At 60.6% G+C, this 25,756-nt stretch carries 20 protein-coding genes; 9 read left to right on the plus strand and 11 right to left on the minus strand.

The features are described 5' to 3' along the window. Positions 1 to 99: 99 nt before the first annotated feature. Together DZG07_RS18720 and otsB are read left to right on the plus strand one after the other, a co-directional pair. The gene (locus tag DZG07_RS18720) at positions 100 to 1,893 is read left to right on the plus strand and encodes a trehalose-6-phosphate synthase (protein ID WP_091914542.1); all 1,794 of its coding nucleotides are present in this window, start codon (positions 100 to 102) and stop codon (positions 1,891 to 1,893) included. Continuing rightward, complete coding sequence (gene otsB / locus DZG07_RS18725; protein ID WP_119819523.1) at positions 1,893 to 2,645, plus strand: trehalose-phosphatase; 753 nt, start codon at positions 1,893 to 1,895, stop codon at positions 2,643 to 2,645. The genes DZG07_RS18720 and otsB overlap by 1 nt, the downstream gene beginning before the upstream one ends. 333 nt (positions 2,646 to 2,978) lie before the next feature. Here otsB and DZG07_RS18735 read toward each other — a convergent pair whose 3' ends face one another. Both DZG07_RS18735 and DZG07_RS18740 read right to left on the minus strand, forming a co-directional pair. Then, positions 2,979 to 3,557 carry a DUF1349 domain-containing protein gene (locus tag DZG07_RS18735; protein ID WP_119819526.1) on the minus strand — a complete coding sequence of 193 codons (579 nt, stop codon included), beginning with the start codon at positions 3,555 to 3,557 and terminating at the stop codon, positions 2,979 to 2,981. 185 nt (positions 3,558 to 3,742) lie between these two features. Continuing rightward, complete coding sequence (locus DZG07_RS18740) at positions 3,743 to 4,984, minus strand: amidohydrolase family protein (RefSeq protein ID WP_119819529.1); 1,242 nt, start codon at positions 4,982 to 4,984, stop codon at positions 3,743 to 3,745. A 113-nt stretch (positions 4,985 to 5,097) separates the two neighbouring features. On the opposite strand from DZG07_RS18740, the gene DZG07_RS18745 reads away from it, so the two are divergent. The 4 genes from DZG07_RS18745 to DZG07_RS18760 are packed head-to-tail and all read left to right on the plus strand — an operon-like array spanning position 5,098 to position 9,798. Further along, positions 5,098 to 6,303, plus strand: coding sequence for an ROK family transcriptional regulator (locus DZG07_RS18745; protein ID WP_162931655.1), 1,206 nt, complete (start codon positions 5,098 to 5,100; stop codon positions 6,301 to 6,303). Further along, the gene (locus DZG07_RS18750) at positions 6,300 to 7,286 is read left to right on the plus strand and encodes an ABC transporter permease (protein ID WP_119819536.1); all 987 of its coding nucleotides are present in this window, start codon (positions 6,300 to 6,302) and stop codon (positions 7,284 to 7,286) included. The genes DZG07_RS18745 and DZG07_RS18750 overlap by 4 nt, the downstream gene beginning before the upstream one ends. A gap of 21 nt (positions 7,287 to 7,307) precedes the next feature. Further along, positions 7,308 to 8,276 carry a sugar ABC transporter substrate-binding protein gene (locus DZG07_RS18755; RefSeq protein ID WP_119819539.1) on the plus strand — a complete coding sequence of 323 codons (969 nt, stop codon included), beginning with the start codon at positions 7,308 to 7,310 and terminating at the stop codon, positions 8,274 to 8,276. 10 nt (positions 8,277 to 8,286) lie between these two features. Continuing rightward, complete coding sequence (locus DZG07_RS18760) at positions 8,287 to 9,798, plus strand: sugar ABC transporter ATP-binding protein (protein WP_162931656.1); 1,512 nt, start codon at positions 8,287 to 8,289, stop codon at positions 9,796 to 9,798. Between the two features lie 13 nt (positions 9,799 to 9,811). Here the strand turns inward: DZG07_RS18760 and DZG07_RS18765 are convergent, their stop codons facing one another. Next, complete coding sequence (locus DZG07_RS18765; RefSeq protein WP_119819542.1) at positions 9,812 to 10,945, minus strand: hypothetical protein; 1,134 nt, start codon at positions 10,943 to 10,945, stop codon at positions 9,812 to 9,814. A 290-nt stretch (positions 10,946 to 11,235) separates the two neighbouring features. Here DZG07_RS18765 and DZG07_RS18770 point away from each other — a divergent pair, with 290 nt between their 5' ends. Then, complete coding sequence (locus DZG07_RS18770; protein WP_162931657.1) at positions 11,236 to 12,627, plus strand: neutral/alkaline non-lysosomal ceramidase N-terminal domain-containing protein; 1,392 nt, start codon at positions 11,236 to 11,238, stop codon at positions 12,625 to 12,627. Between the two features lie 91 nt (positions 12,628 to 12,718). On the opposite strand, the gene DZG07_RS18775 is transcribed toward DZG07_RS18770, so the two are convergent. The 8 genes from DZG07_RS18775 to DZG07_RS18810 form a co-directional block, all read right to left on the minus strand. Next, the gene (locus DZG07_RS18775) at positions 12,719 to 14,059 is read right to left on the minus strand and encodes a hypothetical protein (RefSeq protein ID WP_119819548.1); all 1,341 of its coding nucleotides are present in this window, start codon (positions 14,057 to 14,059) and stop codon (positions 12,719 to 12,721) included. Between the two features lie 127 nt (positions 14,060 to 14,186). Continuing rightward, positions 14,187 to 15,872 carry a carboxylesterase family protein gene (locus DZG07_RS18780; RefSeq protein WP_119819551.1) on the minus strand — a complete coding sequence of 562 codons (1,686 nt, stop codon included), beginning with the start codon at positions 15,870 to 15,872 and terminating at the stop codon, positions 14,187 to 14,189. A 69-nt stretch (positions 15,873 to 15,941) separates the two neighbouring features. Then, a complete protein-coding gene (locus DZG07_RS18785) occupies positions 15,942 to 17,579 on the minus strand; it encodes a carboxylesterase family protein (protein WP_119819554.1) in 1,638 nt (545 codons plus the stop codon). Between the two features lie 70 nt (positions 17,580 to 17,649). Continuing rightward, the gene (locus tag DZG07_RS18790) at positions 17,650 to 18,990 is read right to left on the minus strand and encodes a neutral/alkaline non-lysosomal ceramidase N-terminal domain-containing protein (protein ID WP_119819557.1); all 1,341 of its coding nucleotides are present in this window, start codon (positions 18,988 to 18,990) and stop codon (positions 17,650 to 17,652) included. A 181-nt stretch (positions 18,991 to 19,171) separates the two neighbouring features. Further along, positions 19,172 to 20,269, minus strand: a complete 1,098-nt coding sequence (ugpC, locus tag DZG07_RS18795; protein ID WP_091914517.1) for a sn-glycerol-3-phosphate ABC transporter ATP-binding protein UgpC — start codon at positions 20,267 to 20,269, stop codon at positions 19,172 to 19,174. 5 nt (positions 20,270 to 20,274) lie between these two features. Continuing rightward, positions 20,275 to 21,090 (minus strand): carbohydrate ABC transporter permease, encoded by an 816-nt coding sequence (locus DZG07_RS18800; RefSeq protein ID WP_119819560.1) that lies wholly within the window; start codon positions 21,088 to 21,090, stop codon positions 20,275 to 20,277. 84 nt (positions 21,091 to 21,174) lie between these two features. Further along, on the minus strand, positions 21,175 to 22,047 hold the full coding sequence (locus DZG07_RS18805) for a sugar ABC transporter permease (RefSeq protein ID WP_091914513.1): 873 nt from the start codon (positions 22,045 to 22,047) through the stop codon (positions 21,175 to 21,177). A gap of 71 nt (positions 22,048 to 22,118) precedes the next feature. After that, positions 22,119 to 23,363, minus strand: coding sequence for an ABC transporter substrate-binding protein (locus DZG07_RS18810; RefSeq protein ID WP_119819563.1), 1,245 nt, complete (start codon positions 23,361 to 23,363; stop codon positions 22,119 to 22,121). Between the two features lie 203 nt (positions 23,364 to 23,566). Here DZG07_RS18810 and DZG07_RS18815 point away from each other — a divergent pair, with 203 nt between their 5' ends. Together DZG07_RS18815 and DZG07_RS18820 are read left to right on the plus strand one after the other, a co-directional pair. Continuing rightward, the gene (locus DZG07_RS18815; protein WP_119819566.1) at positions 23,567 to 24,304 is read left to right on the plus strand and encodes a response regulator transcription factor; all 738 of its coding nucleotides are present in this window, start codon (positions 23,567 to 23,569) and stop codon (positions 24,302 to 24,304) included. 34 nt (positions 24,305 to 24,338) lie between these two features. Next, positions 24,339 to 25,754, plus strand: a complete 1,416-nt coding sequence (locus DZG07_RS18820) for a HAMP domain-containing sensor histidine kinase (RefSeq protein ID WP_197716872.1) — start codon at positions 24,339 to 24,341, stop codon at positions 25,752 to 25,754. Positions 25,755 to 25,756 lie beyond the last annotated feature (2 nt).

Raw genomic sequence — 25,756 nt, forward strand, 5'->3', positions numbered from 1 at the left:
CATCCACAAGCAGATCGCCTGCCAGCGGCGGCGATGCATTTTCTGACACAGACCCGATAGACGGCCGTTCCTGCGGCCGAGGATGATTTTGGCACTACCATGACAAGCGACGGCTTGGATATTCTGCATTCCCTCCCCACCCTTTGGTTCTTGATTGCGGCAAGCATTGCGCTCTCAATCTTCGCCCTGGTGTTTTCGTTGCGCCAACAGCGTCGAACTCATCGATCAGGCCCACATAGCGCCGGGGATGAGATGGTTCCCGACACGTCGAGCAAACTGCGCGAATATGAAAAAAACGGGCATTCGGCCGATGCTACTCTGGTCAATTGGTCGCCCGAGACGTTGCGCAGGATCTTGGCGAGCGAATTGCCAGGCGCTCAGGTCATCGTGGTGTCCAACCGTGAGCCTTACATCCACAATCTGACGGACGACGGCGATGTCGAGCTTGTGGTGCCTGCCAGCGGTCTCGTTTCCGCACTGGAGCCGATTACGCGCGCCTGCGCCGGCACCTGGATCGCCTATGGCGGCGGCTCAGCCGACCGGCAGACGGTCGACCAGAACGATCGCGTGGAAGTTCCGCCGGATCGTCCCTCCTATACGCTTCGCCGCGTCTGGCTGAGCGAGGAAGAGCAGCAAGGCTATTATCTTGGCTTCGCCAATGAAGGCCTGTGGCCGCTATGCCATATCGCTTTTACGCGACCCGTTTTCCGTGCCTCCGACTGGAAGGCATATGAGGCCGTGAACAGGAAGTTCGCCGACACGGTAGTGGCCGAGGCGCGCAATGAGCGCCCGATCGTGCTTGTGCAGGATTATCATTTTGCACTCCTGCCGCGCATGATCCGGGAGAGGTTGCCAGAAGCCATAGTCATCACCTTCTGGCATATCCCCTGGCCCAATTCCGAGGTCTTCAGCATCTGTCCGTGGCGCGAGCAGATACTGGATGGGCTTCTCGGCAGCTCGATTATCGGCTTCCATACCCAGTTTCATTGCAATAATTTCACCGAAAGCGTCGATCGCTTTCTCGAAAGCCGCATCGAGCGCGAGGATGCCGCGATCTCCTATGGCGGCCAGACGAGCCTGGTACATGCCTATCCGATTTCCATCGAATGGCCGCCAGCTCAGCTGGAAAACCTGCCGCCCGTCGTCGAATGCCGGGATCACATACGCGCCAGGTTCGGCCTGGACGAGGATGTGAAACTTTGCGTTGGCGTCGAACGTCTCGACTACACGAAGGGTATCCTCGATCGCTTCGAGGCGCTGGAGGAACTGTTCACGCATCATCCGGAATGGATCGGCAAAGTGGTTGTCCTGCAAATTGCAGCGCCCAGCCGCGGCACACTGCCGGCCTACCAGCAGCTCTACGATGATTGCCTTCAGCGGGCCGAGGACCTGAACCAACGCTTTGGCAGCGAGGGCTACAAGCCGGTACTAATGGTGGCGGAGCATCATAGCCAGGAGCAGGTCTATGAGATCTATCGAGCGGCCGACGTCTGCCTGGTGACCAGCCTGCATGACGGCATGAACCTCGTCGCCAAGGAATTCGTAGCCGCGCGCGATGACGAACAGGGCGTTCTCCTGCTCAGCACCTTTGCCGGTGCCGCGCGCGAACTTCTGGAGGCGCTGATCGTCAATCCCTACGACGCGACGATGATGAGCGACATGCTGCTTCAAGCCATAACCATGAGCCCCGACGAACAGCGCCGGCGCATGGCAAGCCTGCGCGACATCGTCCGCGACAACAACGTCTACAGATGGGCCGGCAGCATGCTGCTGGACGCCGCCCGGTTGCGCAAACGCGGTGCGATCGATCGCGCCACGGCAAATTTCGATTACCAGCCGCCATCCGCAAGCGGCAACATTGTCTCGATAGTCGATCGCAAGAGGGCGTCATGATGGACATACAGGAAAGACTGCGCGTGCCGGATCTGGCCGAAGGCAAATGGTCGTTGTTTCTCGACATCGACGGCACCTTGCTGGAACACGCCGCACATCCCGATGCCGTCGTCGTCAGCGAGGAGCTCCGTACTCTCCTGATCGATCTGGAGCGTCGGCTGAATGGGGCCGTGGCCTTCATCACCGGTCGCTCGATCGCTCAGGCGGACAGGCTTTTTCAACCGCTCAAGCTGCGCTCCGCCGGACTGTATGGACTGGAACATCGGCTGGAGCCGAACGGCCCGGTGGAAGCCGCAGGCGAACCTGATGATATCGCCGCTCTTGCGGCTGAGATCGAGGCGGAGTTCGCCGGCAGCGACATCTACATCGAACGCAAAGGCCCGATCCTGGCCGTCCACACGCGCGCAGCACCCCATCTGCTGGCCCGCGCCACGGAACTGGTCGACCGGGCGCTGGACAGGCTGCCCGAGGGTTATCGAACAATCCCCGGCAATGCCGGCGTTGAATTGATGCCACTCGAAGCGGCTAAGGGCGCCGCTATTCGCCGCTTCCTGAAAATCGCACCATTCACCGGAAGACGACCTGTGTTCCTGGGTGACGATACTTCCGACGAGAACGGCTTCGAAGCGATCAATGAAGCGGACGGCATTTCGATACGCGTCAAGCCGCAAGGCTCTACTCAAGCGACCTACTGCATCGACAGCGTCGCGGACACACTTGCCTGGCTGAAACAGCAGTTACGCAGGACGTAAGAACACGCCATTTGGCCGGGATCGGCGAAAACTGAGGCGTCGTCCACTGATCCTGGGTAGCGAAAATGTTCTCGAGGCAGATACCCGCCAGGCATTGCCCGGCAGGTATCCGATAAGATCAAAGACCGTTGTCCTTGAGGACCTGTGCGGCGTTTTCCTTGGTGATTTTCTCCGTCGGCAAGGTGATGGTCTTCTCAACCTTCTCGCCGCGCTGCTGGATCGCCTTCCTGGCAATCGCGATGCGCCGCCGCGCGGCTGACGCTGCAGGGTCGATTGATGATCCGCAATTCGTGCCGGCCGCTCAGGCCCGCCAAGCAGAACCTCAGCGCCTGATCAATCGGCGTGAAGCTGCCGCGATACCGGCGGGCCGACAATCAGGTCACGAAACTCTGCCGTGAAGCCGGCACGCTGCGGGGAACAGGCCATGACACCTATCTGAGCGTCCGCGTCGGTGAAGGGACAGAGGCGAGCCATCTGCCAGGTGGTGTTCGATCCGGTTGAGAACTGCACCCGCACGGCATTTCCATGCCGCGTCAGCCGCATCGATATTTCATCTCCGGGAGATACGCCATGAAGCGGTATGACCGACCAGTCCGAGACATCGCGTGTCACCACGACGCTGAAGTGCATAAGGCCATCGGTGAATTCGATCCCGGCCTTGATCCAACGATGGTCGTCCAGCCGCAGGAAAAGCCCCGCCTGGTCATAGAGCGCTTCGTATGCTCCCGTGACGGTTACGGATGCGGTGAAATCACCCCGCACAGGGGTGAGATATGCGTGCCCGCTGTCCCTGATGAAGCCATAAAAGGTTTCGCGCCAGAAATCCGTTTCCAGCTCCGTGCGCAACTGAAGATGCCTCGCATCGCCCGTCCAAACGGAGGGCTCATTGAGCCAAGTATAGGACGCTCCCATCGATCATATCGCCTTTGCTTTTTGCAGCCGTCGAAATCACAGTAGCAGTCAATGAGACGAAGGTAACAGGGTTCCCTGGAGGGCGACCGGAACCGGCTCACGCTCGCTGAGCGCCACGTCGAGATAGGTGATCGAGACGGTTCGCTGGTCATGGCGCCATTTTCGGCGATCCAAAAGACAGGAGATCACGCGGCGCGGATCGTCCGGCCTTCCTTGACCACCAGCAGCGGCTTCCCGAGAGTTGCGATGTCGAGCAAGGGATTGCCCTGGACCGCTATGATGTCGGCGGCCTTTCCTACCTCGATGCTGCCCATCTGCGACGCGATGCCGAGCGCCTCGGCACCTGTCATTGTTCCAGCGTGAAGCGCCTGATGCTCGCTCATGCCCCACTCGACGGCTAGCTGAAACTCCATGGCCGCCTCGTGCAGGGGATGAGTGGGGGCCCCGATGAGATCAGTGCCGAGCGCAAAGCGCACGCCGGCCTCGAGGCCGAGCTTGAAATCGCGCTGCATGATGGCCCAGTGGCGTTCGTAGGCGTCGCGCTCCCACTGCGGATAACGATAGGCGTCATAGGCCGCCCGGTGGAAATGCAGCTGCGAGATCGTGGTGACGACGATCTTCTTCTGTTCCACCAGCAGCGCGCGCGTCTGCGGCGTTATCCCATAGCCATGCTCGATGATGTCCACGCCGCCTTCGACCGCGAGCCTTACCGACCCCTCGCCGATCGCATGAGCACTCACGTAAAGCTGGTTGCGGTGAGCTTCCTCGACAGCCGCTCTCACCTCTTCCAGGCTGAAGGTCGCAACCTGGTTGAGCGGGTCATCGCCCCAGGCATGATAGCGGTCGTGGACACCGCCCTTGGAAAGCCCGAGCTTGATGAAGTCGGCCCCTTCCCGCACACGTTGGCGCACAGCCTGAACAAGGCCCGCAGGACCATCGGCCACCTCACCGCTCGACCTTGCCACCGAGAGGGAAACATAACGTGAGTCCCAGGTGCCCGAGGTGGAAGAGATGAAGCCGCCGGCAACCTTGAGCCGCGGCCCCTCCGCAAACCCATCGTCTATCGCGCGCCTGACGTCGGGCCCGATCGTCGATCCGAGACAGCGTGCCGAGGTGAAGCCGGCATGGAGCATGCGCTTGAGTTCAGAAAGCGCGCGGGCAGCACGGTAGGGCTCGCGTTCCGTGGCAAGCAGGTGGAGCTGGGTGCTGTCGACGCCGAAAGTGTGCATATGGGCATCGATCATGCCCGGCATCAGCGTGGCGCCGCCTAGATCGCGCTGCTCGCATCCCGGCGGACAAGGCACAGCACCGTCTTCGCCGACCGCGGCTATGCGCCCAGCCTCGATCAATATCGCGCCATTCCTGATTGATTGAAGGTCCGGCCCCGCGAGGACCAGCCCTGCCTTGAGCCTCACTTGGTCCATCATGACGCCTCCCTAATTTGTTTGATTTTGGACTAACTAAAATGATATATTGTGCGGATTTGACATATATGCGCTTGTGTGTCAAAGGCTCGCCAACATGGGGGAAAGCCGCGTCCATGACGCCTTCGCAAGCACGACTTCGTACCGGTATACTGGAAGCTCTGAGCACGAGCGGCCCTCAGTCGCGTGCCGAGCTTGCGCGTAAATTCGGCGTTTCCCGTTCCACCATGTCGGCCGCGATCACGGCTCTGAGCGAGGAAAATCTCGTCGAGGAAGAGAACACTTCCAACCATACGGCGAAGGCTGCCGGAAGACCCGGAACGCGTGTCGCGCTCGCCGCGCCCAAAGGTTATTTCGTCGGCATCGATTTCGGCCGCATTTTCATCAAGGCGGCGATTTCCGATGCGAACTATCGCATCGTCGAACAAATTTCCTGCGACTTCGACATCGATGTTCCGGCCGATCAGGCGCTCGACCTGGCTGCGGAAAATGTCGAGAAGATCATCGCCTCATCCGGCATCGACCGAGCGGAAATCAAAGCTGTCGGCATAGGTGTTCCAGGCCCTGTGGATGCAGCCACGGGTGAGCTTCATGCGGGCTCCATCCTCGCGCGGTGGGTCGGCACGGATGTGACGGGGGGCTTGTCAAAGCGTCTGGGCCTTCCCGTCTATATGGACAACGACGCCAATCTAGGCGCGCTGGCAGAGAGCACCTATGGCGCCGCGCGTGAAACGCAAGTCGCGCTCTATGTGCTTCTGTCCGTCGGCGTTGGGCTGGGCATCGTCATCAACGGGCATGTCTTCAGGGGTACAAGCGGTATCGCCGGCGAACTCGGCCATATCGTTGTGGACGAGCATGGCGCCGTCTGCCGTTGCGGCAGCCGCGGGTGCCTGGAAGCGATTGTCTCAGTGAACGCGCTGGCCAAGGCGCTCAGCATCTCGCATGGGGATATCTCCTCCGACGAAATGCTACGCAAGGCCGTTGCCGGCGATGTCGGCGCCAACAGGATCGTGTCGGACGCGGGCGCGCTGGTCGGTCGCTATGTCGGCCACCTCTGCAGCTACTTCAATCCCGAACTCGTCATCGTCGGCGGCGAACTGATGCGCGCCGGCGACAGCCTGCTTCAACCACTCAACGACGCGATGCGTCGCTTCTCCATTGCGCGCGCGACCGAAAATGTCCGCGTGGTGCCGGCCTCGCTCGGCGAACAGGCCGAACTCATAGGCACGCTGCTGTTCGCAGGTGAGCGGGCCCGTGCTGCCGATGTGCTGCTGACACAGACGGTGAGCGCAGCCCGCGATATGGAAGGACAATTATCATGACACCGATCGACGGCGCCGCCGCCAACGCACGGCAGGAAAAAGCCGCCAGGGGGTGGGCATCGCTTTCGAGCTATGCGCTGCCGATCATTTTCGTGCTGCTCTTGATCGGCTTCAGCCTGATGGTGCCGCATTTTGCAAGCTGGGCCAATTTCGCCAACGTGCTGCAGCGCAATTCCATCATCGGCATCGTCGCCTGCGGCATGCTGCTGATGATCATCACGGGCGGTTTTGACCTTTCCGTGGGTGCAGTGGGCGCAATGTCGTCGGTGGTGGCCGCAGCACTGATCGTTCAGGTCTCAATGCCGCTCGGTATCGTCGTGGCGCTTTTGCTCGGGCTGGTGGTCGGCCTCGCCAACGGCTTCTTCATTGCCAAGATCGGCATAAACCCGTTCGTCACGACGCTTGCGACGCAGGTCCTGGTTACCGGGTTCCTCTTCGTTGGGACGGCTGCGCAGCCGGTCTATGGCGTTCCTGAATCGTTCACCGTACTTGGCCTCGGCCGTATCGGACCCATCCCGATCCCCACCATCATCTTCGCAGGGGTGGCGCTGGTCACCTGGGCGATCCTGCGGTTCACCACGCTCGGGCACTACATCTACATCGTCGGCGGCAACAAGACAGCCGCCCGCCTTGCCGGCATCAATGTCGACCGGGTGATCCTGATCACTTATGCGCTTGGCGGGCTTTTTGCGGCAATCGCGGGCATCGTGCTGCTCGGTCAGACCAATATCGGCCAGCCGGCAAGTGCTGCCGATTGGCCGCTGACGGCAATCGCGGCCGTCGTGGTGGGCGGCGTGCCGCTCAGCGGAGGCGTCGGCCAGGTCTGGAGCGCAGTGCTCGGCACGTTGCTGCTCGGCATCATCGCCAATGCCCTCAACCTTCTCGGCGTATCGCCCTTCTGGCAACCCGCCGTGACCGGCGCGGTCATCCTCGTGGCCGTGGGACTAGACAGCTATCAACGCAAGCAGCGCGAGTTGCGCTGATTATCAGGGAGGAGAACACCCATGACGCATAACATACACTACACACGCCGCACCGTACTGGCAGGCGCCGCCGGCCTCGCCGTGCTGGCAAGCACCGGCTTCGCAAGGGCACAGCAGGGCAAGCGGATCGGGTTCATGATCTGGAACACGTCCGTGCCTTTCTATTCCAACCTCATCAAGACCGCGAACGAGACGGCCGCCGCGAACGGCATCCAGCTCGATATCCAGAGCGGCAATGGCGACCTCGCCACGCAGATTTCGATCGTCCAGCAGTTCCTCGCCCAGCAGGTCGACATGATCATGATTGCCCCGAGCGACCCGAAGGGCATCGTGCCGGTGATCCGCCAGGCGAACGCGGCCAACATCCCGGTGATGGCGGTTAATACCAGCGCCGACACCAGCTCGGGCGCCAAGGTCGTCACCTATGTCGGCGTAGACGATTTCGTCTTCGGCCAACGCCAGGGCGACCTCATTGCCAAGGCGCTCGACGGAAAGGGCAAGATCGCCTACATCCTCGGCAAGCTCGGCACGTCCGCGCAGCTCGCCCGCGAGGCGGGCCTGATGGACACGCTGAAGAAGTATCCGGACATCACGATCCTCGAGAAGCAGGCTGCCGACTGGGATAACTCCAAGGCGCTTTCGATCACCCAGGACTATCTCAGCAAATATCCGCAAGGCTCCATCGACGCCATCGTCGACCAGGGACCGGAAGGCGTGAACGGCGCGAACTTCGCCATGGAGAACGGCCGCACGGATGTGAAGTTCATCCTGGGCGACTATCCGCTGGATGTTCGCAACGCCGTCATCAAGGGCAGCGTCTACGGCACCGTCAACCAGGATCCGGCACCGCAGGGCAAGGTCGCGATCGAAGATGCCATCCTGTTGTTTGCCGGCAAAGCCGATCAGATCCCCTCGCCCAACCACTATCTCGATCTGCCGACGATAACCAAGGAGAACGTCGAAGAGTATGCCGCGGCCTGGGGCGGCTGAGACAAGGACGATGTCGATGCTTCTGGAGATGCGCAATATCCGCAAGAGCTTTTCGGGCGTGCAGGTTCTCCGGGGCGTCGACTTTTCTTTAGAGCCCGGTGAAATCCATGCTCTTGTCGGCCACAACGGGGCCGGCAAGAGTACCCTCATGAAGGTGCTCGGCGGAAACTATGCCGATTATACTGGCGACATCCGCCTTGCCGGAGAAGACATCAGGCTGGGCGCCCCGCGCGACGCGCTGCAACGCGGCATCGCCATCATCTATCAGGACTTTTCGCTGGTACCTGAGCTGTCGGTTGCGGAAAACATCGCGCTCGGGCGCGAGCCGCGCGGCCTCGTTTCCGGCACCATCGCCTATAAGCAGTTGCGCGAACGCTCGGAGCTTGAAGCGAAACAGCTTGGCATCGCTCTACCCATGGACATGCCGGTGCGCAGGCTTGGTGTCGGCGCGCAGCAATTGACGGAGATCGTCAGGGCCTGCTCTCAGGATGTGCGTATCCTGGTGATGGACGAGCCGACCGCCCGTCTCGCTCCGGCCGAACGCGAGCTGCTGTTCTCGACCATGCGCAGGATGGCTGCGGAGAAGAAGGTCGGCATCGTCTATATCAGCCATTTCCTCGATGAGGTCTGCCGGTTGTCCGACCGCATCACGGTGATGCGTGATGGCGCAGTCGTGGAAACCAACGCCGGTTCCTCCTACACGGTCGATAGTCTGGCTCAGCTCCTGGTCGGTCACGATGTCGTTGCCAGTTCGGCACCGCCTGCCGGCGAAAGCCTAGCGGACGAGTCGCGGGAAGCGCTCACAGTCAAAAACCTCAGCATCGAAGGCCGGGCGCCGACCGATCTTACGATCCGCCATGGCGAGATCGTCGGACTGGCGGGACTGGTTGGTTCCGGCCGCACGCGTTTCGCCAGGGCGCTGATCGGAGATGTGCGCAATACCGGCAGCGTAGCAGTTGACGGGCGGGCCGTGACGAGGCGCACCCCCGGTCGCGCCGTCCGTAACGGACTGGTGCTGGTGCCGGAAGACCGCAAGGTGTCCGGTCTGGCACTCACCTCCTCGGTCGAAGCCAATATCGTGACGAGTTCGCTCGCCAAACTGCTTTCGAAGGCAGGCATCGTTCGCCCGGGAAGCCGTCCGCGCATGGCGCTGGACATGATCAAGCGCTTCGCGATCCGCCCGCCGGATCGAAAGAAGATTGTCGGCCAGTTGAGTGGCGGCAATGCACAAAAGGTCATGGTCGCGCGTGCCGTCGCGTCCCGGCCAAAGGTCATGCTTCTCGATCAGCCGACGGCCGGCGTAGATATCGGCGCCAAGGCCGAGTTGCACAACCAGATCAGACTGGCGGCCCAACAGGGTGCCGGCATCCTCGTCATATCCGACGATCTTGACGAACTGCTCGATCTTAGCGACCGCATCGCTATCATGACGGGCGGAACAATCAGCGGTTCCTTCCGTAAGGCGGATCTCTCCCGCGCCAGCCTGCTCGCCGCAATAAGCAGGGTGCCGGAAAGCATCTGACAGACCAAGGCGCTCAGCTTCGGAAGGATTTGAGCGCGGCCAGCATCGCCTGTCCTGTCTCGTTGCCGCGCATGTCGAGAAGATCGGTGAAAGTGAAGACACAGACGCCGCTGGCGTTGGACTCGGCGAGCGCGCTCAAGGCCTGTGCGAATTCTGCGGCGGATAGCTCGCTCTTGCGGCCACGGCCTGCGTGCATCCCCTCGAGATAGAGTGCTTTCGCCTGCAGGGTGCAGATCGCCTCGTTTCCACTGCGTTTCCTGATGTCATTGGTTACTTCGGCCGGCCATTGCGGCGGTCGGGCGAGGATCTGATGATAGGCCATCACCTCGAAGATATCGACAACGCTGGCAAGCGTGGCGATGTTCTGACCGAAGACTTCCTCGACGGCATTATCGAAGTCTGTGCGGAAGAACGGCAAGGTGTTGATCGAGTATTTAAGACCGTCCTGAACAGCCGCAAGCTCATGCCGGATGTGCGCTATGGCTGAAACGGTCCTGGCACACTTCCAGTCTGTCCATGCTTGCCGATGCCGTTCCAGGATGATGCGGGCCGCTGCAGTGGGAACGCCGGCCGGGACCGCCAATCCGAGATCACGATTGAAAGCGTCGACCGTGCGGGCGGAAAAGCAATATTCCGGCTTTTCGGCACGACGATCGCCCGGCAGCCAAGTTTCCCAGAAGCCCGGCCAGCGGATGAAACCGAGATGCACAGCATCCGGTTTCAGCGCGGCGACACCATGGCGCAGCAGATCGATCTTGTGGGCGATATTCTCCTCGCGATCCGGGGGCAGGCCGATGTACCAGTCCTCCTGCCGCGCCGGGCGCCCCCATTGGTCGATGGCTGTCAACTCCGGATGCGATGCAGAAAAGGCCGGATCGAAGCAGATGTTGAGGCAGGCGAAATAGGCGATGCCCCTTTCGCGCAGAAGCTCCCGGAATGCCACGTCGTCGAGGGCGTCATAAGCCTTCCTATCGTCGTCTGTGACGGCGCTGGCCACCGCCGAATTCGACATCGGCAGGAACTTGCTCTGCGCTATCACATAGGTCACCCCCCATTGCGCAAGTAGATCGGCCGCCTGGACGGCGCTCATCCTGTGACGGAGAAACCAGTCGTTGTCGTAGATTTTGACGCCGAACCTCAGATCCAAAATTTCTCTCTCTTTTGTAATGCTCGCGATACGGAAGCTATCCGCAATCGAACCATATAACCAAATGCTGTCCGAACGTCTTGTCGGTGGCTCTCACAGCTAGTCCTGCATTCGACAAAACAGATGCGACGATGAAATGTAACCATGCGTAACATCATTGCCAGATAATCCTCCCTGATGGATGCCGCCAGGGATTGAAACGTTGAACGCGGCTCCGCAGGCGGCGCAATCTGACGATGCGGAACCCCGGAGGATTCCGCGGCGTCATCTTGGCCATCTGGGAGGAACTCTTGGCTTACTTAAGGCTGCTTTCGGCAACGCTCGCGGCGACACTGTCGCTTTCGGGTCCCATCTTCGCTCAAGACGCCGCAGGCTTGCACGTCGGTGCAACGCGTGTGGACATCACACCTCCTGCCAGCCCGGATTTTCCGGCGATGAACGATTTCGACCATGAGAAGCTCTACCTTCGCGCCATCGTTATGGACAATGGCGATAACCGGGCAGTGCTGATTGGTGCAGACCTCGGCGGCATCAACGAGGACGTCTGGGCAGATGCCAGCCAACGGATCGCGGACGAACTCAACATTCCCGTGGCGAACATCATCATGTCCTCCACGCATACTCACAGCGACTGGCCAGCGAACGCAACCACCGCTCCCGGCACACCCCGTTACGGCAGCGAATTCGTAGCCAATGTATCGCTGGACGCGGTCAAGGACGCGATGACAAAGCTTAAGCCGGCGCGCGTCGGCTATGCGACCGGCGAGGCTTACCTCAACGTCAATCGCGACGTCGTCAGCCGCAACACCAAACGCTGGACGCAAGCTGCCAATCTTTCCGCAGCTTCAGACAAGACCGTCGGCGTGCTGTCTTTTGTCGGCGCCGATGGCGAACCGATCGCAGCTTACGTCAACTACGCCATGCATCCGGTCAACGGTTACCTGGCGGGTTTTGTCTCCGGCGATTTTGCGGCTGCAACCAGCCGCTACGTCGAGAAGGCCTTCGGCGACGACATGGTGACGGTCTTCACCCAGGGCGCCTCGGGCGACCAGAACCCGCGCTGGCTGCGCACGGGAACCAATGCTCTTGCCTCGAAAGGCGGCGCCAAGATCACCGGCTACGAGATGATCCGCGAGGATATCGAGGCGCCGTTGCGCAACAAGACGGTTGCGGACGGTCCGCTTGATCCAGTGGTCGCGCATCAGCTCGGTTCTTACATGGAGGCATTGGGCACCATTCTCGGCGAAGAAGTCATCCGCGTCATGAGCGACGTCAAGGATCTGCAGGATGATCCAAAAATCTGGGGCAAGCAGAACACGCTGACCTGCCCTGGGCGCAAGCGGCTCGATAACGCTCGCGAAGGTGTTGCCGGCCAGTATGAGCCTGGGCCGGATGTAGACATTCGTTTCGGCCTGCTGGGTATAGGCAACATCGCACTCGCCACGACCAATGCCGAAATCTACACAAAGATCGGCCAAGGCGTGAAGAAGGGATCGCCGATCTCCAAGACGATGTATGTCACCTTGGCAAACGGAAGAGCCCTTTCAGGCTATATTCCGGACGACGAATCCTTCGGCCACCAGACGTTCCAGGTTCTGGGAACGCGGCTCCTCCCGGGCTGTGCCGAGCAGGGAATCGTACAGGGTCTCTCCGACCTGGCAGCGGAGTATATGGCGCAGTAGAAAATGCTCTAATCTTGGCCGGAGTACATAAGAAAAGGGCCCTCTGTCTTTCGGCAGAGGGCCTTTCTCTTTTTCGTGGGTCCGCCGCGCGCTAGAAGCGGCCCTTCTCACCCACCCAGCGGTCAACAAAATCAAAGGTTCGCTTGGCGGTGTCGCCATATTCGGGCCGGCAGGCATCAAAGCCGTGGGTAGCACCTTCCACGGAGGCATAGGCCTTATCGGTCGCGGCCAGCCGGTCGAAGATGATCTCGCCTGGCACAACGAGGTAGTGGCAGCTCATCGTCAACACCAATGTCGGCACCGTGATCCCTGCTGCATTTCCTGGCGTGGAACTGTAGGCCGAGGCCCAATCGACACCGACGATATCGTCGGGCGTAACCGCGTAGCCTGCGGTCGTGCGGATCGCCGCATTGGCAAGGAAATTGCGCACTGTGGTGTCATAATTCATCGATCCCAGCACCTCGAGATCGCGCGGATGCGTTGTCAGGGGCTCGCGCACCGAGGGCACAATGACGGTTTCCTCTCGCCCGTCTGCATGAAGCAGCAAATGCGGCACCTTGGTGTGAGCGAGGAAAGTCGGGTCCGTCTGATAGGGCCGCGCGCCCAAGGCCCGGACGCCTATACCGCGGACCACGAATGGTTCATCGTTCTTGAAGGCACCTTTGCCGGCCTCTATTTGCTTTAGCCGTTCCAGGGCTCCATCAATCACCTGGGCATTGCGCGTGGCCTGGCCAGCATAGAACTTCGCCGCGAATTCCGGCGAATAGTTCGCCTTGCCACCGGCCACGAAACCATTGGCCTCGGTGAACATATCAAGCGCCGGGTCGCGGCCCTCTTCAAGCACCGCCGGGTCCATTGCCGTCATCTGGTGCGCGGCGCCCAGCGTCGGGTCCAGCAGCACCACGCCATCGGCCGGCGCAAGCTTCTCGAGATCCTTGCCAGTGCAGGGATAGACCTTCTCAGGTCCCTGGCAGGCGACGGGGCCATTTTCGGCAACGTTCTGGTAAAGCGCACCGAGATGGCTGCCGCCGCTGTGGGCCAGAAGAATGACCTTCTCGATGCCGGGAAGGCTGCGCAGGTGGGAAATGCCCATAGAAATGCTCGGGAGGTAGTTCTCCGGCGCAGGGTCACCGACGTCGCGGTCGCCGCGATAGTTCACCAGCATAACGCGGTAGCCGCGCTGTGCCATGAACCAGCCAGGCCGCTCACCATAGTTGTCGCGATTGGTATGAGAAAACACCATCGCCACCCGCGAATTCGGGCCAGGCTCCGCCGGCTCCAGCAGGAAGCCTTCGGAGACCGGTCCGAACCGGATATAGGTCACTTTGACGTCGGACGCGCCAACGGGCGCGTTTTGCGCCGAACTCGGCGTGGCAAAGGAAAAAACAGCGAGCATCGCAGCAAGAGCGAGGCCGGTCCTGGAAAAGTTCATTCATGACTCCATTCGGTAATTGACGTACCGCAGCCGTAAGCAACAGCAGCGGAAAAGAACCGCCGACGCATATGCGACGGCGGTTCCATCTCGTTTGGCCACCAGAGAACTACCAGCGTGGCCCGAGCTACTGGCGCGGGTGCAGTTCGCTCAGCCCGTACTTGGCAAGCACGGCCTTGCGGTTCACCGCATCACGCGAAGGGTAAGGCGTTCCCTCGACAGGATAGGCATAGCCATCTGCGAAGCGGACAAACGCCGGCCCGGATTCCGGCTGTGGCCATTTCGGAAGGCCTTCACCGTTGGGGTCACCGGATCTCACGAAATTCGCCAGATAGGTCGACATGGTATCGGCCATCCGATGATCGACGTCGGTCCAGGGACGCTGGCCAGGTTGGTCACGCATCGAATTCATGAAATACCAAAGGTCGGCCGAATGGAAAGAACCGTAGAACTCGGCGTTGCGGCCGGGTGGCGGGTTGTCGAAGTAATAGACGAAGGCGTTAAGATCCTTGCTGTTCGCCTTGGCATGTTCCGCAGAGACCAGCGCGGTTTGCAGCAGATTGTCGGCGTCGGCACGCAGCCGCAGACGGTAGGCGTGCGTGGGATCGGACGCCTGATAGGCGTGCGTTCCCTCCTCTCCGTAGGTCTTTTCAAGAAACTTGGCGAAGTCCTCCGGGTTCATCGTCCCTTCGGGGTCGCCTTGCGTCGAGGAGCGCTCGTCGGCATTGGCGCCAATCATGAGATCGATGCCGTCAAGCGCTCCCGGGCGGAGCAGTTTCGCCGAGTCCTGCGTGATGAGCGTATCATCGATGATGAACTGCCCGACGGCTGCTTTCAGCGCATAGTGCATCAGCTGATCATCGGGGCCCAGTCTCTTGGTCACGAAGTCCTCTGCCGGGATTGCCCGAAGGTCCGCCAAACTCATCGGTTTGCCGAAGAGTTTCTCCAGCGATGCAGCATTTTCTGCCTCTTTAGCCATGCGCATTGGGAAATCAGTGTCGAGCAACCCGCCGGAGGCGCTTTGCATCACCGCGCGATGGAACAGCCCCCGCGCCTTCGGGATGCGCAACAGCATACCAACATTGCGCGAACCGGCTGATTGGCCGCCTATCGTCACATTCGAAGGATCGCCACCAAAGCCCTCGATGTTGTCGCGCACCCATTCCAGTGCAGTCACGAGGTCGAGAAGGGCAAGGTTGCCTGAGGTGCCTTCCGGACTCTCGGCGCTCAGTTCTGCCGACGAGAGGAAACCAAAGGCGCCTAGGCGATACTGCACCGGCACTACGATGATGCCCTTGGCGGCGAGCTTCGAAGCCCAGAACTCGATCTCCGAAGCGTAACCATGATCATTGCCGCCACCATGAATCCAGACGTAGACGGGCAACTTGTCGCCGGCATCCTTTGCCGGCGTGAAGACGTTCAGGTTCAGACCATTCTCGCTGGCCTTCGGCATGAAGTCGTTGTCGTAGTAGAACTCGTCGCCCCAGAACGCCCCGACGGGATTCAGCTTCACGTCCTGCATCGACTGGTCGCCCCAGCTATCGGCGACCTTGACGCCCTCCCAGGGTTCGACGGGCTGCGGTGGCCGAAAGCGGTTTTCGCCACCGGCCGGGCCTGCAAATGGAAGGCCCTTGAACAGCTGAACGTCTGGAACGTCGGTTTCAACGCCCTTCACCTTGCCGCCGGCAATTTCAACGACATCGACGGGTGCGGCAATCGCACAGGGCATCAGGCCGGCCAGCATCATGCTCCCCGCCATCAACGCTCTCACCACGGATCGGCGTACCGATCCGTTGATTGTTCCTGTTAACATACTGCAGTCCTCGCTTATCCCATCCCTGGATGGGTCACTTCGTTTGACAGTCTTTCGGCATCAGGCAACTCAGCCACCTGTTCGACCGGAGACGATCTCCAGCAATTTGTCGTCGTGGTGATCCCGTACGGTGCTGTAATTGTCGAAGATCATCGTCGCACCGCCCTCTCCCGTGAACGCGGGCCAATGCGGCAGACCGGGATGGTTCGGATTGCCGTCCCGGGCGAAGTGCACCCAGGCCTGGCTCACGGCACGAGCCATCGCCTTGGCATCCGCTCCGCCGCCCGTCACCTGCGGGACGAGGTCTATGTTGTTGAACACATGCGGAACCTCCGACACGTGCCAGGCGCCGCCGATACCGTCGAGCACCGGCGAGTTCCAGGCGAAGACGTAGGAATAAACCGGCGCCTTGCTATTGCCGGCCTTCAGTTCGGCCATATCGACCACGCCCTGACGCCGCGTCGAATCCCAGAAATAGAGCTCGGAGAGCTGGCGCCCGGGATAGGCCTCCTTCCAGGCCGCGGTCATCGCCTCGGCTTTGTCGCCGAAGCGCTCGGCGATCTTCTCGGTTGTGTGCTCGGGCGTCCAGGCGTTCATGTTGTCGGCGAACAGGAGATCAGGCTTGTTGCCGATGATCGTTCCATTTTCATGCAGCACGTTGCCGATCAGCAGCGGCTTGTCGGCGGAGAACTTGGCCCAGCCGACCGTGACCGGATCCTCGGGCATGCAGCTGCCGTCGATCACCGGGCGCCAACCAACACCTTTGGCAAGCCCCGCTTCTTCGACCTGCTTGAGTGCTTTATCGCCCGCCGCTAGAAGCTGGTCGTAAGGAACCGTCTCGATCTGCTCAATGGTTTCGGCCGTCAGGCCCAGATTGGCTACAGTCCGCTCGGAAATTGCGCGGGCCAGATCCTGGGGCATCGCGACCACACCGGAGGCGCCGGACTGAACCACCGACTTGTCGAACAGATCGACGGCCGAAGGCGTCCCCATGAGAAAGCGCACTTTGCCGCCACCGCCGGATTGGCCAAAGATGGTGACGTTTTCGGGATCACCGCCGAATTGAGCGATATTGGCCTGGACCCATTCCAGCGCCGCCACGATGTCGCGCATGCCCGTATTGGCCGACTTGGAATAACGCTCGCCATAGGCCGACAGGTCGAGCGTACCCAGGATGTTCAGCCGGTGGTTCAGCGACACGACGACAACGTCGCCGGAGCGCGCGAGATTGGCGCCTTCGTAGCTGGTGCCCTCGATCGATGAGCCATTGGTGAAACCACCCCCGTGCAGCCACACCATGACCGGCCGTTTCGCGCCGTCTTTGACCCCCGGCGTCCAGATGTTCAGAAACTGGCAGGCCTCGTTTTCCGGCAAGTAGCGATGGGGGTTGAATTGCTCGTCATTGGCGACAGCAATCATTGTCGGATAGGGACAGATCTCGCCATAGTTCATGGCGAGGCGAAGTCCCTCCCACTTGTCGGGAGCTTCCGGCGCCATGAAGCGCGCGGCCTTGGCATAAGGAACACCGCGGTAAGTGTATATTCCGTTGTCGACAAAACCCAGCAGATCGCCTTGGGCAACGGTAACCGCACCCTTATTGGCTGTGGCAACGAAAGGTGCGTCCTGTGCCAGCGTGGCGGCGGGTATTGCGCTGCCGAACGTCAAAGCGACCAGCGCCGCATAGGGCAGGTTTCTCAGTACAGCCATCGTGAAATTCTCCTCCTGGGTCACAGTTTCGTTTTGGGGATGCCGACCGCCGCAGACGGCCGGCGCAGTCTCAGCGGGATTGTTCGATCAATCCCAGGGCGCCGGACAGGAAACCCTGTTCGGCACATCCCACCGCCGCGCGGGTGTCGGTGGCGGGATACGTTCTCAGCGCATAGGCAGCATCATCCACGACGAAGCGGAACGGGCCAAAATTGGTACCGACAAAGAGTGTGTTCTTTAGCGGCGACGTCAGCCGCAACTTGTCCCACAGCCGCGGCACGACATTTCCGTCTGCCGTTACATAGGCGACATCGCCCAGTCTCAGCACGCCCATCGTCAGGGTCACATCGTTGAATGGCGCATCGACGAAATCACAGGCCGGGAGCTCCGAACCCTCGGTGTATGCGCACATGGTTCGAAGGTTTCGCGGGGTCGTCTGCTTGCCGGGGCAGGTCAGGCTGTCACTGACGGCAAAGATTGGAAGCGCCGCATCCGAACTCTCGATGCGCGACATGCGGGCCAGCGCCTCCTCGCCGAGGATAACGCCCATCGCATCCATGATCCTCTCGGCGGTCTTGGCGGTACGGCTCGGATCCTCATCGAACCAGACGCGGTAGGCAGGCGTCGCCGGCGAGCCGACCGTGAACAGAGCCACTGCCTTGCCGCCCAGAGCGTCCTCGATGTAACGCGAGGTCACGCCGGGCACGTCACCGCTGATCTCGGTCTTTGCAGGCTCGTAGACCACGGGCTCGATGCCGTAGTTCAGCACCACGGCAATCGGCCTGCCATCGAGACTTTCGAACTTGTGCACACCGAGCGTCTGGTCGACTGCCTCAAGTCCGGTACGGTCGATGCCGTCGATGTACCGGTGCTGCTTCTTCGACCATTCGTCGCGGCCCAGAACCAGGCTGACGCTACCGCTGTCGTAGCCGGAGCGCGCAGGCTGGAGATCGGCCTCAGCCTTGCGGATCGCTTCGATAACGCCCGCCTTCACTGCCGCCGTAAAGGTCTCGGAAGTCGGTATCGGCGAATTGCCGGGGGGCGATACGCGCAATGAGTTGTGTGTGTGCGTAGTCCCGAGCATCACCTGCGTCACGGGAACGTGGAACTGGTCCGATATCTGTTGAACGAGAGCGCCATAGATATCCGCAGCAATGGCCGGAACCTCGGCCACGGCGATAACCGCCCGCTGACCGCCGCTCTCCACGATCAACGCTCGCGCGAAGATATGATCGTGGATCGAGGTCAGCGGCTTTGGCAGGTGTTCGACGGCAGGGGTGATATCGACCATCCCCGCGCCGGCCTTCAAACCGGCTTGTCCAGCGTCCTGTGCAAACGCCGCGCCCGCCGACAGCGACGCGGCAACAAAAATATGCAGGGCGAGAAGGCTCGCCTTTATGTATGCCATCATGTCCTCCCATGGGCCGACAGCATGCGACCCACCTTGTCATTGTGGGGAACTTTCCTCGTCTTTCAACGGCGAGTGTCTCGCCTTGGGAGAGAGTGGTGCTGATTTTCGACCGGCACGTTACGTTACGTTACAATCTCGCCGGTTGGGTCTCTGAACGCCTCGCCTGCGACGAGCCAGAGGGTCAATTCAGCCTTTCGCCGGACTCGGGCCGGAAGTAGGAAATCTTGTTGAGATCGAAGGCCAGCGGCAGCGTATTTCCCGGTCGAGCCTTCGTATCAGAATGCAGTCGCGCAGTTAGCTGCCGGCCACCCAGATGCGAGATCACATAGGTGTCTGCCCCTGCCGGCTCCACGGTATCTATCATGCACTCGACAGTCTGCACTTCGCTGCCCGGCCGGAAGCCCGCTTCGGTAATGTCCTCAGGGCGCAATCCGACGATAACGTCGTCCGGCAAATCTCTGGCGGCAGGATGGTTCAACACCAAAGGCGCATGCCCCGGCCGCGCGATCTCGACCTTGGCGCAGGCGCCGTCGCGGTACACACGGGCGGGAATAAAGTTCATCGCCGGCGAACCCATGAAATCCGCCACGAAAATGTTGGCGGGCCTGTTGTAGATCTGCGACGGCGTGCCGACCTGCTGTATCACGCCACCCTTCATGACGGCGATTTTCGAAGCGAGTGTCATCGCCTCGATCTGGTCATGGGTAACGTAGACCATCGAGCGCCCGAGCCACTGATGAAGCTTCTTGATCTCGGACCGCATCTCGACGCGGAGTTTGGCATCGAGGTTCGACAGCGGTTCATCGAAGAGAAAGAGGGCCGGATCGCGTACAAGCGCCCGTCCCATCGCCACTCGCTGCCGCTGGCCTCCCGACAGCTGCGCCGGCCGCCGGTCGAGTAGTTGCTCGATTTGCAACTGCCCTGCCACCTCGCGCAATTTGCGCTCCTTCGTTGCCTGGTCGACGCCGCGCACCCGCATGCCGAAGGTGATGTTCTTGGCCACCGACATCGTTGGATAAAGGGCATAGGACTGGAACACCATTGCAATGTTCCGGTCCCGCGGGCTCACACCCTTCATGTCCTGACCGCCGATAAAGATCGCACCCGAGGTCGTGTTCTCCAGGCCCGCGATGCAGTTCAGCAAGGTGGATTTGCCGCAACCTGAAGGACCGACGAGTACGAGAAATTCTCCCGGCTGGACCGCGATATTGATGTCCTTGAGGATTTCGGCGGAACCGAAGTTTTTGTATGCGCGGCGGATTTCGAGGATCGGCGCCATGACTGTTACCCCTTGACGGAACCCGCGGTCAGACCGCGTATGAAATACTTGCCGGCGACGATGTAGACGAGAAGTGTTGGAAGAGCCGCGATGATCGCCGCGGCCATGTCGACGTTATATTCCTTAACCCCGGTCGTCGAATTGACGATGTTGTTCAGAGCAACAGTAACCGGCTGCGAACCCGATTGGCTGAACGATATGCCGAACAGGAAGTCGTTCCAGATCTGGGTAAACTGCCAGATGATGGTGACAACGATGATCGGCAGCGACAGCGGTAGAAAGATCGACCAGAAGATACGGAAGAAACCGGCGCCATCGATCTTGGCTGCACGAACCAACTCGCGCGGGACGGTAATATAGTAGTTCCGGAAAAACAGCGTCGTGAAGGCGACGCCGTAGATCACATGCACAAGGATCAATCCTGGGAGAGTGCCAGCGAGTCCCATCAGGCCCAGCATCCGCGCCATCGGCAGGATTACGACCTGGAACGGAATGAAGCAGCCCAGCAGCATGAGTGCGAAGAACAGGTTGGCGCCGCGGAAGCGCCAATGTGCGAAGACATAGCCGTTGATCGCCCCTATCACGGTTGAAATGATCACGGCTGGTACCGTCATCAGCAACGAGTTCCAGAAGAACGGCCGCAGTCCTTCGCACTGTATGCCTGTGCAGGCACTCGACCAGGCGGTCCTCCACGCGTCAAAGGTAATCTGCCGTGGCAGCGAAATGAGACTGCCGGTTCGAATTTCCTCGAGGCTCTTGAGCGAAGTGGTGACCATGGCAAAAAGCGGCATGAGGTAATACAGCGCAAACAGCACAAGCATCGCATGGAGACCCAGCGAAGCGCAACGCGGCCAATCCGGGCCTGTCGGCTGCGGACCGCCGGCAAGGTGAAAGCGAGGACCTGCTCAGTCATATTTGGCCCTGAGCTCTGAATAGAGGTATGGTACGATGATCGCGAAGACGACCATCATCATGACCACAGCGGACGATGCTGCCTGGCCGAGGTTGCCGCGCGAGAAGGCCATCGTGTACATATAGGTAGCAGGCATATCCGTGGCATAGCCTGGGCCGCCCCCGGTCAACGCGATGATCAGGTCGAAGCTCTTGATCGCCAGGTGGACCAGCACGATGAAGGCCGACAGAAAGATTGGCGTCATCGAAGGGATGATGATGGCGGTGTAGATACGCCAGGTCGGAATGCCGTCGACCTGCGCCGCCTTGATGATCTCCTCATCCACCGAACGGAGACCTGCCAGAAACAGCGCCATTACGAAACCCGAGGCCTGCCAGACTGCGGCCAGGACAACGGTGAAGATGGCCATCTTCGGGTCGACGAGCCAGTTGAAGGAGAAGCTTTCGAAGCCCCACCCCTTCACCATCGACTCCAGACCGAGGCCGGGGTTCAGTATCCATTTCCAGGCGATGCCGGTGACGATCATCGACAGCGCCATCGGGTAGAGATAGATGGTTCGCAGCACGCCCTCGGCGCGTATGCGCTGGTCCAGCAAGATCGCCAATCCCAGGCCGATGATCATTGACAGCACAATGAACAGCGCACCGAAGATGTAGAGGTTGTTCATTGCCGTGTACCAACGCGCGGCCTCGAACAGCCTTTCATATTGGATGAACCCGTCGAATTCGTAGTTCGGCAGCAACCGCGACCGCGTAAGCGACACCCAGGCCGTCCAGCCGATGAAGCCGTAAACGAACACCAAAACCGCTGCAAAGGTCGGTGCGACAATGATCTTCGGCACGTGCCGTTCGAGCCAGTCGGCCATGAAAAGTCTCACTCAAAAACAAAAACCCGCTCGGCACCGCATGGGCTCGCCGAGCTGAGTGCAAGTCGTCGTTACATCGAGTTGGCGATCGCCTCGGCCAGCATCTTCACCGCGTCTTCCGACGTCATGTCCGAATTGAAATGAGCCGTGACAACATCTGTGATCGCCCCAGCCTGAGCGCCACGCAAGGCCATGCCGTGGGCATAGGAGGGAAGCAGGGAGCCGCTTTTCGCGGCAGCAGCCATATCCCCGGCCGAGAGATGTGCGCACATGTCGAACTTGTCGAGGCTAACGTCGGTTCGAACCGGGATCGATCCCTTGTTCAGGTTGAACGTTTCCTGGAAGGACGGGCCGACGATCAGCTCTGCCAGAAGGTTCTGTCCCTGCTTCTTGTCCTCGCCCTCGACATTGAACATTGCAAAACTGTCGACGTTGTAGAGAAACCCCTGACCGGGCGTAGGCGCGCACAGGAAATCCTTGCCCGGTTTCTTGCCGGCAGCAAGGAACTCGCCCTTGGCCCAATCACCCATGATCTGGAAGGCAGCTTCGCCGTTCATCACCATCGCGGTGGCAAGGTTCCAGTCGCGTCCTGAAAAATTGCTGTCGACAAAACCGCGCAAGATTCTCATTTCATCGAACACGGCTTTCATCGTGTCCGAGGTCAGCGTTTCAGGGTCCAGATCGACCAGCGCCTTCCGGTAGAAGGCCGATCCACCTATCCCCAGCACCACCGTCTCGAACACGGTGGCGTCCTGCCAAGCCTGGCCGCCGTGAGCCAAGGGGGTAACGCCGGCGGCCTTCAGCTTCTCGGCCGCCGCATTGAATTCCTCCCAGGTCGTCGGCATTTTGATGCCGTTCTGCTCCAGGATAGCGGCATTGGCCCAGATAAAGTCTACCCGGTGCACATTGACCGGAGCTGCGCACCAGTGGCCGTCACACTTCATATGCGCGGCGATCGATTCCGGCAGGACATCGGCCCAATGCTGCTCCTCAGCGACGCCCGAGATGTCGGCGAGCGCACCCTCCTCGTACCATTCCTGGATTGCCGGGCCCTTCAGTTGCACGGCCGTCGGCGGATTCCGAGCCAGGACCCGCGCCCTCAGCGCGGTCATCGCTGCGTCGCCGCCGCCACCGGCAACGGGCATGTCGATCCAGGTGCCGCCACGGCCCGCAAATTCCTCCTGGAGCAAGGCAACCGACTTCGCTTCACCGCCCGACGTCCACCAGTGCAGGACTTCGGCCTGAGGCTCTGCTGCGACGGAGCCGCCCGTCAACACAGCCGCGACCAGGACCGCCGACGCGGTGAGGTGTTTCATAGACTTGCCTCCCAATATCTGCCGCATCGAAAGGCGCGGCAGCCTACCATAGAACGGCAGTGTCCGAGGGCTATAACGAGCAGGGTAGATCGTCCGTTTTGTCCCCCAAATTCTCCCCTCGCCTGTTACAAGGCGTTACAAACCGCCGATCCTCTGGTGTATGGAAAAGGCGAGACGTAGCATCGGTTGTGGAGGAACGGCCAATGGCGATCCCAAGGCTTTTGGTTGTCGACGACGATGTCGATATGCGCGACATGATGGTGGTGTTTCTGCAGAAGCATGGCTTCATCGCGCTGCCTGCGGCCTCCGAATCAGACATCCGTTCAGAACTCGACAAGGGTCGCATCGACTTGATTCTGCTCGACGTGATGCTGGGGCAGGAGAACGGCGTGGGAATTTGCGAGCGGCTGCGCAGCGAACAGGAACTGCCTATTATCCTGGTTTCGGCGCTGTCGGCCGACCAGCATCTCATGGCCGGCTATGCCGTCGGCGCAGACGACTATGTGCCCAAGCCCTTCAATCCGGACTTGCTGCTGGCCCGCGTGCGAGCGGTTCTGCGCCGGACCCGCCGCAGTCCCTCATTGGCATACCGCCGCGCGACAGGAACGTGGCGCTTTGCCGGCTGGCTCTATGACAGCAAGCGCGATGAAATCTACTCGCCGGCCGGCTATCAGATAATGCTGTCGCGCCGTGAGACCCGCCTGTTGAAGGTGCTTCTGGCAAATGCGCATGTTCCCCTCACCCGCGACGAGATCGCCGCAGCGCTCGACGTAACAGGCGACGGCAATATCAATTCCGAGGCACAAGGCCGGGCGATCGACGTGCTGGTCGGGCGGCTGCGCTCAAAGATCGAAAGCAATCCGAAGCATCCCCAGTTGCTGCGGACCGAGCGCGGTGTCGGCTATATCTTCGGCGTCGATGTCGAGCGCATGGACAGCTAAGGTGCGGCTGTCTCCTACCTTGCGGACCACGGTGATGCTGTGGACCGTAGCGGCCTTTGCATCAGGCCTTTTGGCCGGTGTTCTATGGTACGAGTCGCATGGGGCGTGGAAACGCCACCTTGCCGGCGCTTTCGCCACGGGCTTTCGCCTCTTTGCAGCATTGCAGGATGGCCAATCCAGTGTTGACGGCATCACCATCAAGGCGCTGGGACCTGCCGATGCGGCCATAGCGGACAAGGGAAACTTCGCCAGCGTCAGCGGTGTGCCTCAACCTTCGCTGGTGACGGTCGTTACCATTCGCGAGCCGGTGCCTGTCGATGTTTCCAGGCGAATTATCTCACTGGCTATCATTTCGCCTGAAATACGCTATCCGGTGGCCGATCTGGAGGTACGCGAAAATCTGCCCCCAGCTGAAAAGCTGGCTGTCATCACCAAACTCCTTGCCACCTACTGCAGCGACTCCCTTGTGCTCGCGAAAAACGCCCAAGGAAACTGGTTCCGCCTCCAGGGAGGCGCGGTCTGGAGTTGCGCCGCTGCGCCGCGCGACTTCCGATTGGTTGCCGCCTTCATCGCGGTGCTTAGCCTCGCTGCCATCCTCACCAGTGTCGCAGATACGTCGCAGAAGTTTCGCTCTTTCGCTGAAGCATTGCGAAGCCGCCGCCGGGTCGGTGGCCCGGACAGCTATGTCGAGCATGGTCCGGCGGAGCTGCGCGAGATCGTAAGTGCCGTCAATTCATACATGGAAAAGGAACGTGCGCATCTGTTCAAGCGGGCCGAGGTGCTTTCCGGTGTCAGTCACGACTTGGGCGCCCCTGCCACGCGTCTGCGGTTGCGCGCCGCCTTGATCGTTGACGACGAGCTGCGGCGGCGGCTCGATGCAGACATCGACCAGATGATCGGTATGATCGAGAGCGTGTTGGCCTTCACACGGTCCGAGTTGAGCGATGAGGAACCACGCCGGCTATCTCTGACCGCACTCATCGAGGCGCTGGTCGCCGACTATCAGGATCTTGACCGTCCTGTTGAGTTGGAAACGCATCAGCCCGAGGTTATCGAAACAGCGGCATCGGTGTTCATGTCGAGCAAGGGCCACAGAACGCTCCCCGACGAACGTCGTCTCCTCGTCATCGCCCGGCCGATGTCCCTGCAGAGGGCTATCGTCAACCTTGTCGAGAATGCACTGAAATACGGACGTCGTGCGACAGTCCGGCTTAATGCAACATCAGCCATGGCCACGATCGAAGTCGAGGACGAGGGTGGCAGGATTTGCCTTGGGGATATCGAAAAGCTCGTGGCTCCATTCCAGCGCGGCCGAAACAGCGTCATGACGGAAGGCTTCGGGCTGGGCCTGACCATTGCCTCGACTATCGCCGAGCAGCATGGCGGGGGGTTGCAGTTTGAACAGGGCGATAAGGGGTTGCGCGTAAAGCTGACCATCCAGCGTGGATGACT

Origin of the sequence: Mesorhizobium sp. DCY119, from assembly GCF_003590645.1 — a bacterium.
Taxonomy (GTDB): domain Bacteria; phylum Pseudomonadota; class Alphaproteobacteria; order Rhizobiales; family Rhizobiaceae; genus Mesorhizobium_M.

Coding starts and splice junctions, on each gene's coding strand:
- DZG07_RS18720 (WP_091914542.1), top strand. CDS start 100: ATGACAAGCGACGGCTTGGATATTCTGCATTCCCTCCCCACCCTTTGG.
- otsB (WP_119819523.1), top strand. CDS start 1,893: ATGGACATACAGGAAAGACTGCGCGTGCCGGATCTGGCCGAAGGCAAA.
- DZG07_RS18735 (WP_119819526.1), bottom strand. CDS start 3,557: ATGGGAGCGTCCTATACTTGGCTCAATGAGCCCTCCGTTTGGACGGGC.
- DZG07_RS18740 (WP_119819529.1), bottom strand. CDS start 4,984: ATGATGGACCAAGTGAGGCTCAAGGCAGGGCTGGTCCTCGCGGGGCCG.
- DZG07_RS18745 (WP_162931655.1), top strand. CDS start 5,098: ATGACGCCTTCGCAAGCACGACTTCGTACCGGTATACTGGAAGCTCTG.
- DZG07_RS18750 (WP_119819536.1), top strand. CDS start 6,300: ATGACACCGATCGACGGCGCCGCCGCCAACGCACGGCAGGAAAAAGCC.
- DZG07_RS18755 (WP_119819539.1), top strand. CDS start 7,308: ATGACGCATAACATACACTACACACGCCGCACCGTACTGGCAGGCGCC.
- DZG07_RS18760 (WP_162931656.1), top strand. CDS start 8,287: ATGTCGATGCTTCTGGAGATGCGCAATATCCGCAAGAGCTTTTCGGGC.
- DZG07_RS18775 (WP_119819548.1), bottom strand. CDS start 14,059: ATGAACTTTTCCAGGACCGGCCTCGCTCTTGCTGCGATGCTCGCTGTT.
- DZG07_RS18780 (WP_119819551.1), bottom strand. CDS start 15,872: ATGTTAACAGGAACAATCAACGGATCGGTACGCCGATCCGTGGTGAGA.
- DZG07_RS18785 (WP_119819554.1), bottom strand. CDS start 17,579: ATGGCTGTACTGAGAAACCTGCCCTATGCGGCGCTGGTCGCTTTGACG.
- DZG07_RS18790 (WP_119819557.1), bottom strand. CDS start 18,990: ATGATGGCATACATAAAGGCGAGCCTTCTCGCCCTGCATATTTTTGTT.
- ugpC (WP_091914517.1), bottom strand. CDS start 20,269: ATGGCGCCGATCCTCGAAATCCGCCGCGCATACAAAAACTTCGGTTCC.
- DZG07_RS18800 (WP_119819560.1), bottom strand. CDS start 21,090: ATGCTTGTGCTGTTTGCGCTGTATTACCTCATGCCGCTTTTTGCCATG.
- DZG07_RS18805 (WP_091914513.1), bottom strand. CDS start 22,047: ATGGCCGACTGGCTCGAACGGCACGTGCCGAAGATCATTGTCGCACCG.
- DZG07_RS18810 (WP_119819563.1), bottom strand. CDS start 23,363: ATGAAACACCTCACCGCGTCGGCGGTCCTGGTCGCGGCTGTGTTGACG.
- DZG07_RS18815 (WP_119819566.1), top strand. CDS start 23,567: ATGGCGATCCCAAGGCTTTTGGTTGTCGACGACGATGTCGATATGCGC.
- DZG07_RS18820 (WP_197716872.1), top strand. CDS start 24,339: ATGCTGTGGACCGTAGCGGCCTTTGCATCAGGCCTTTTGGCCGGTGTT.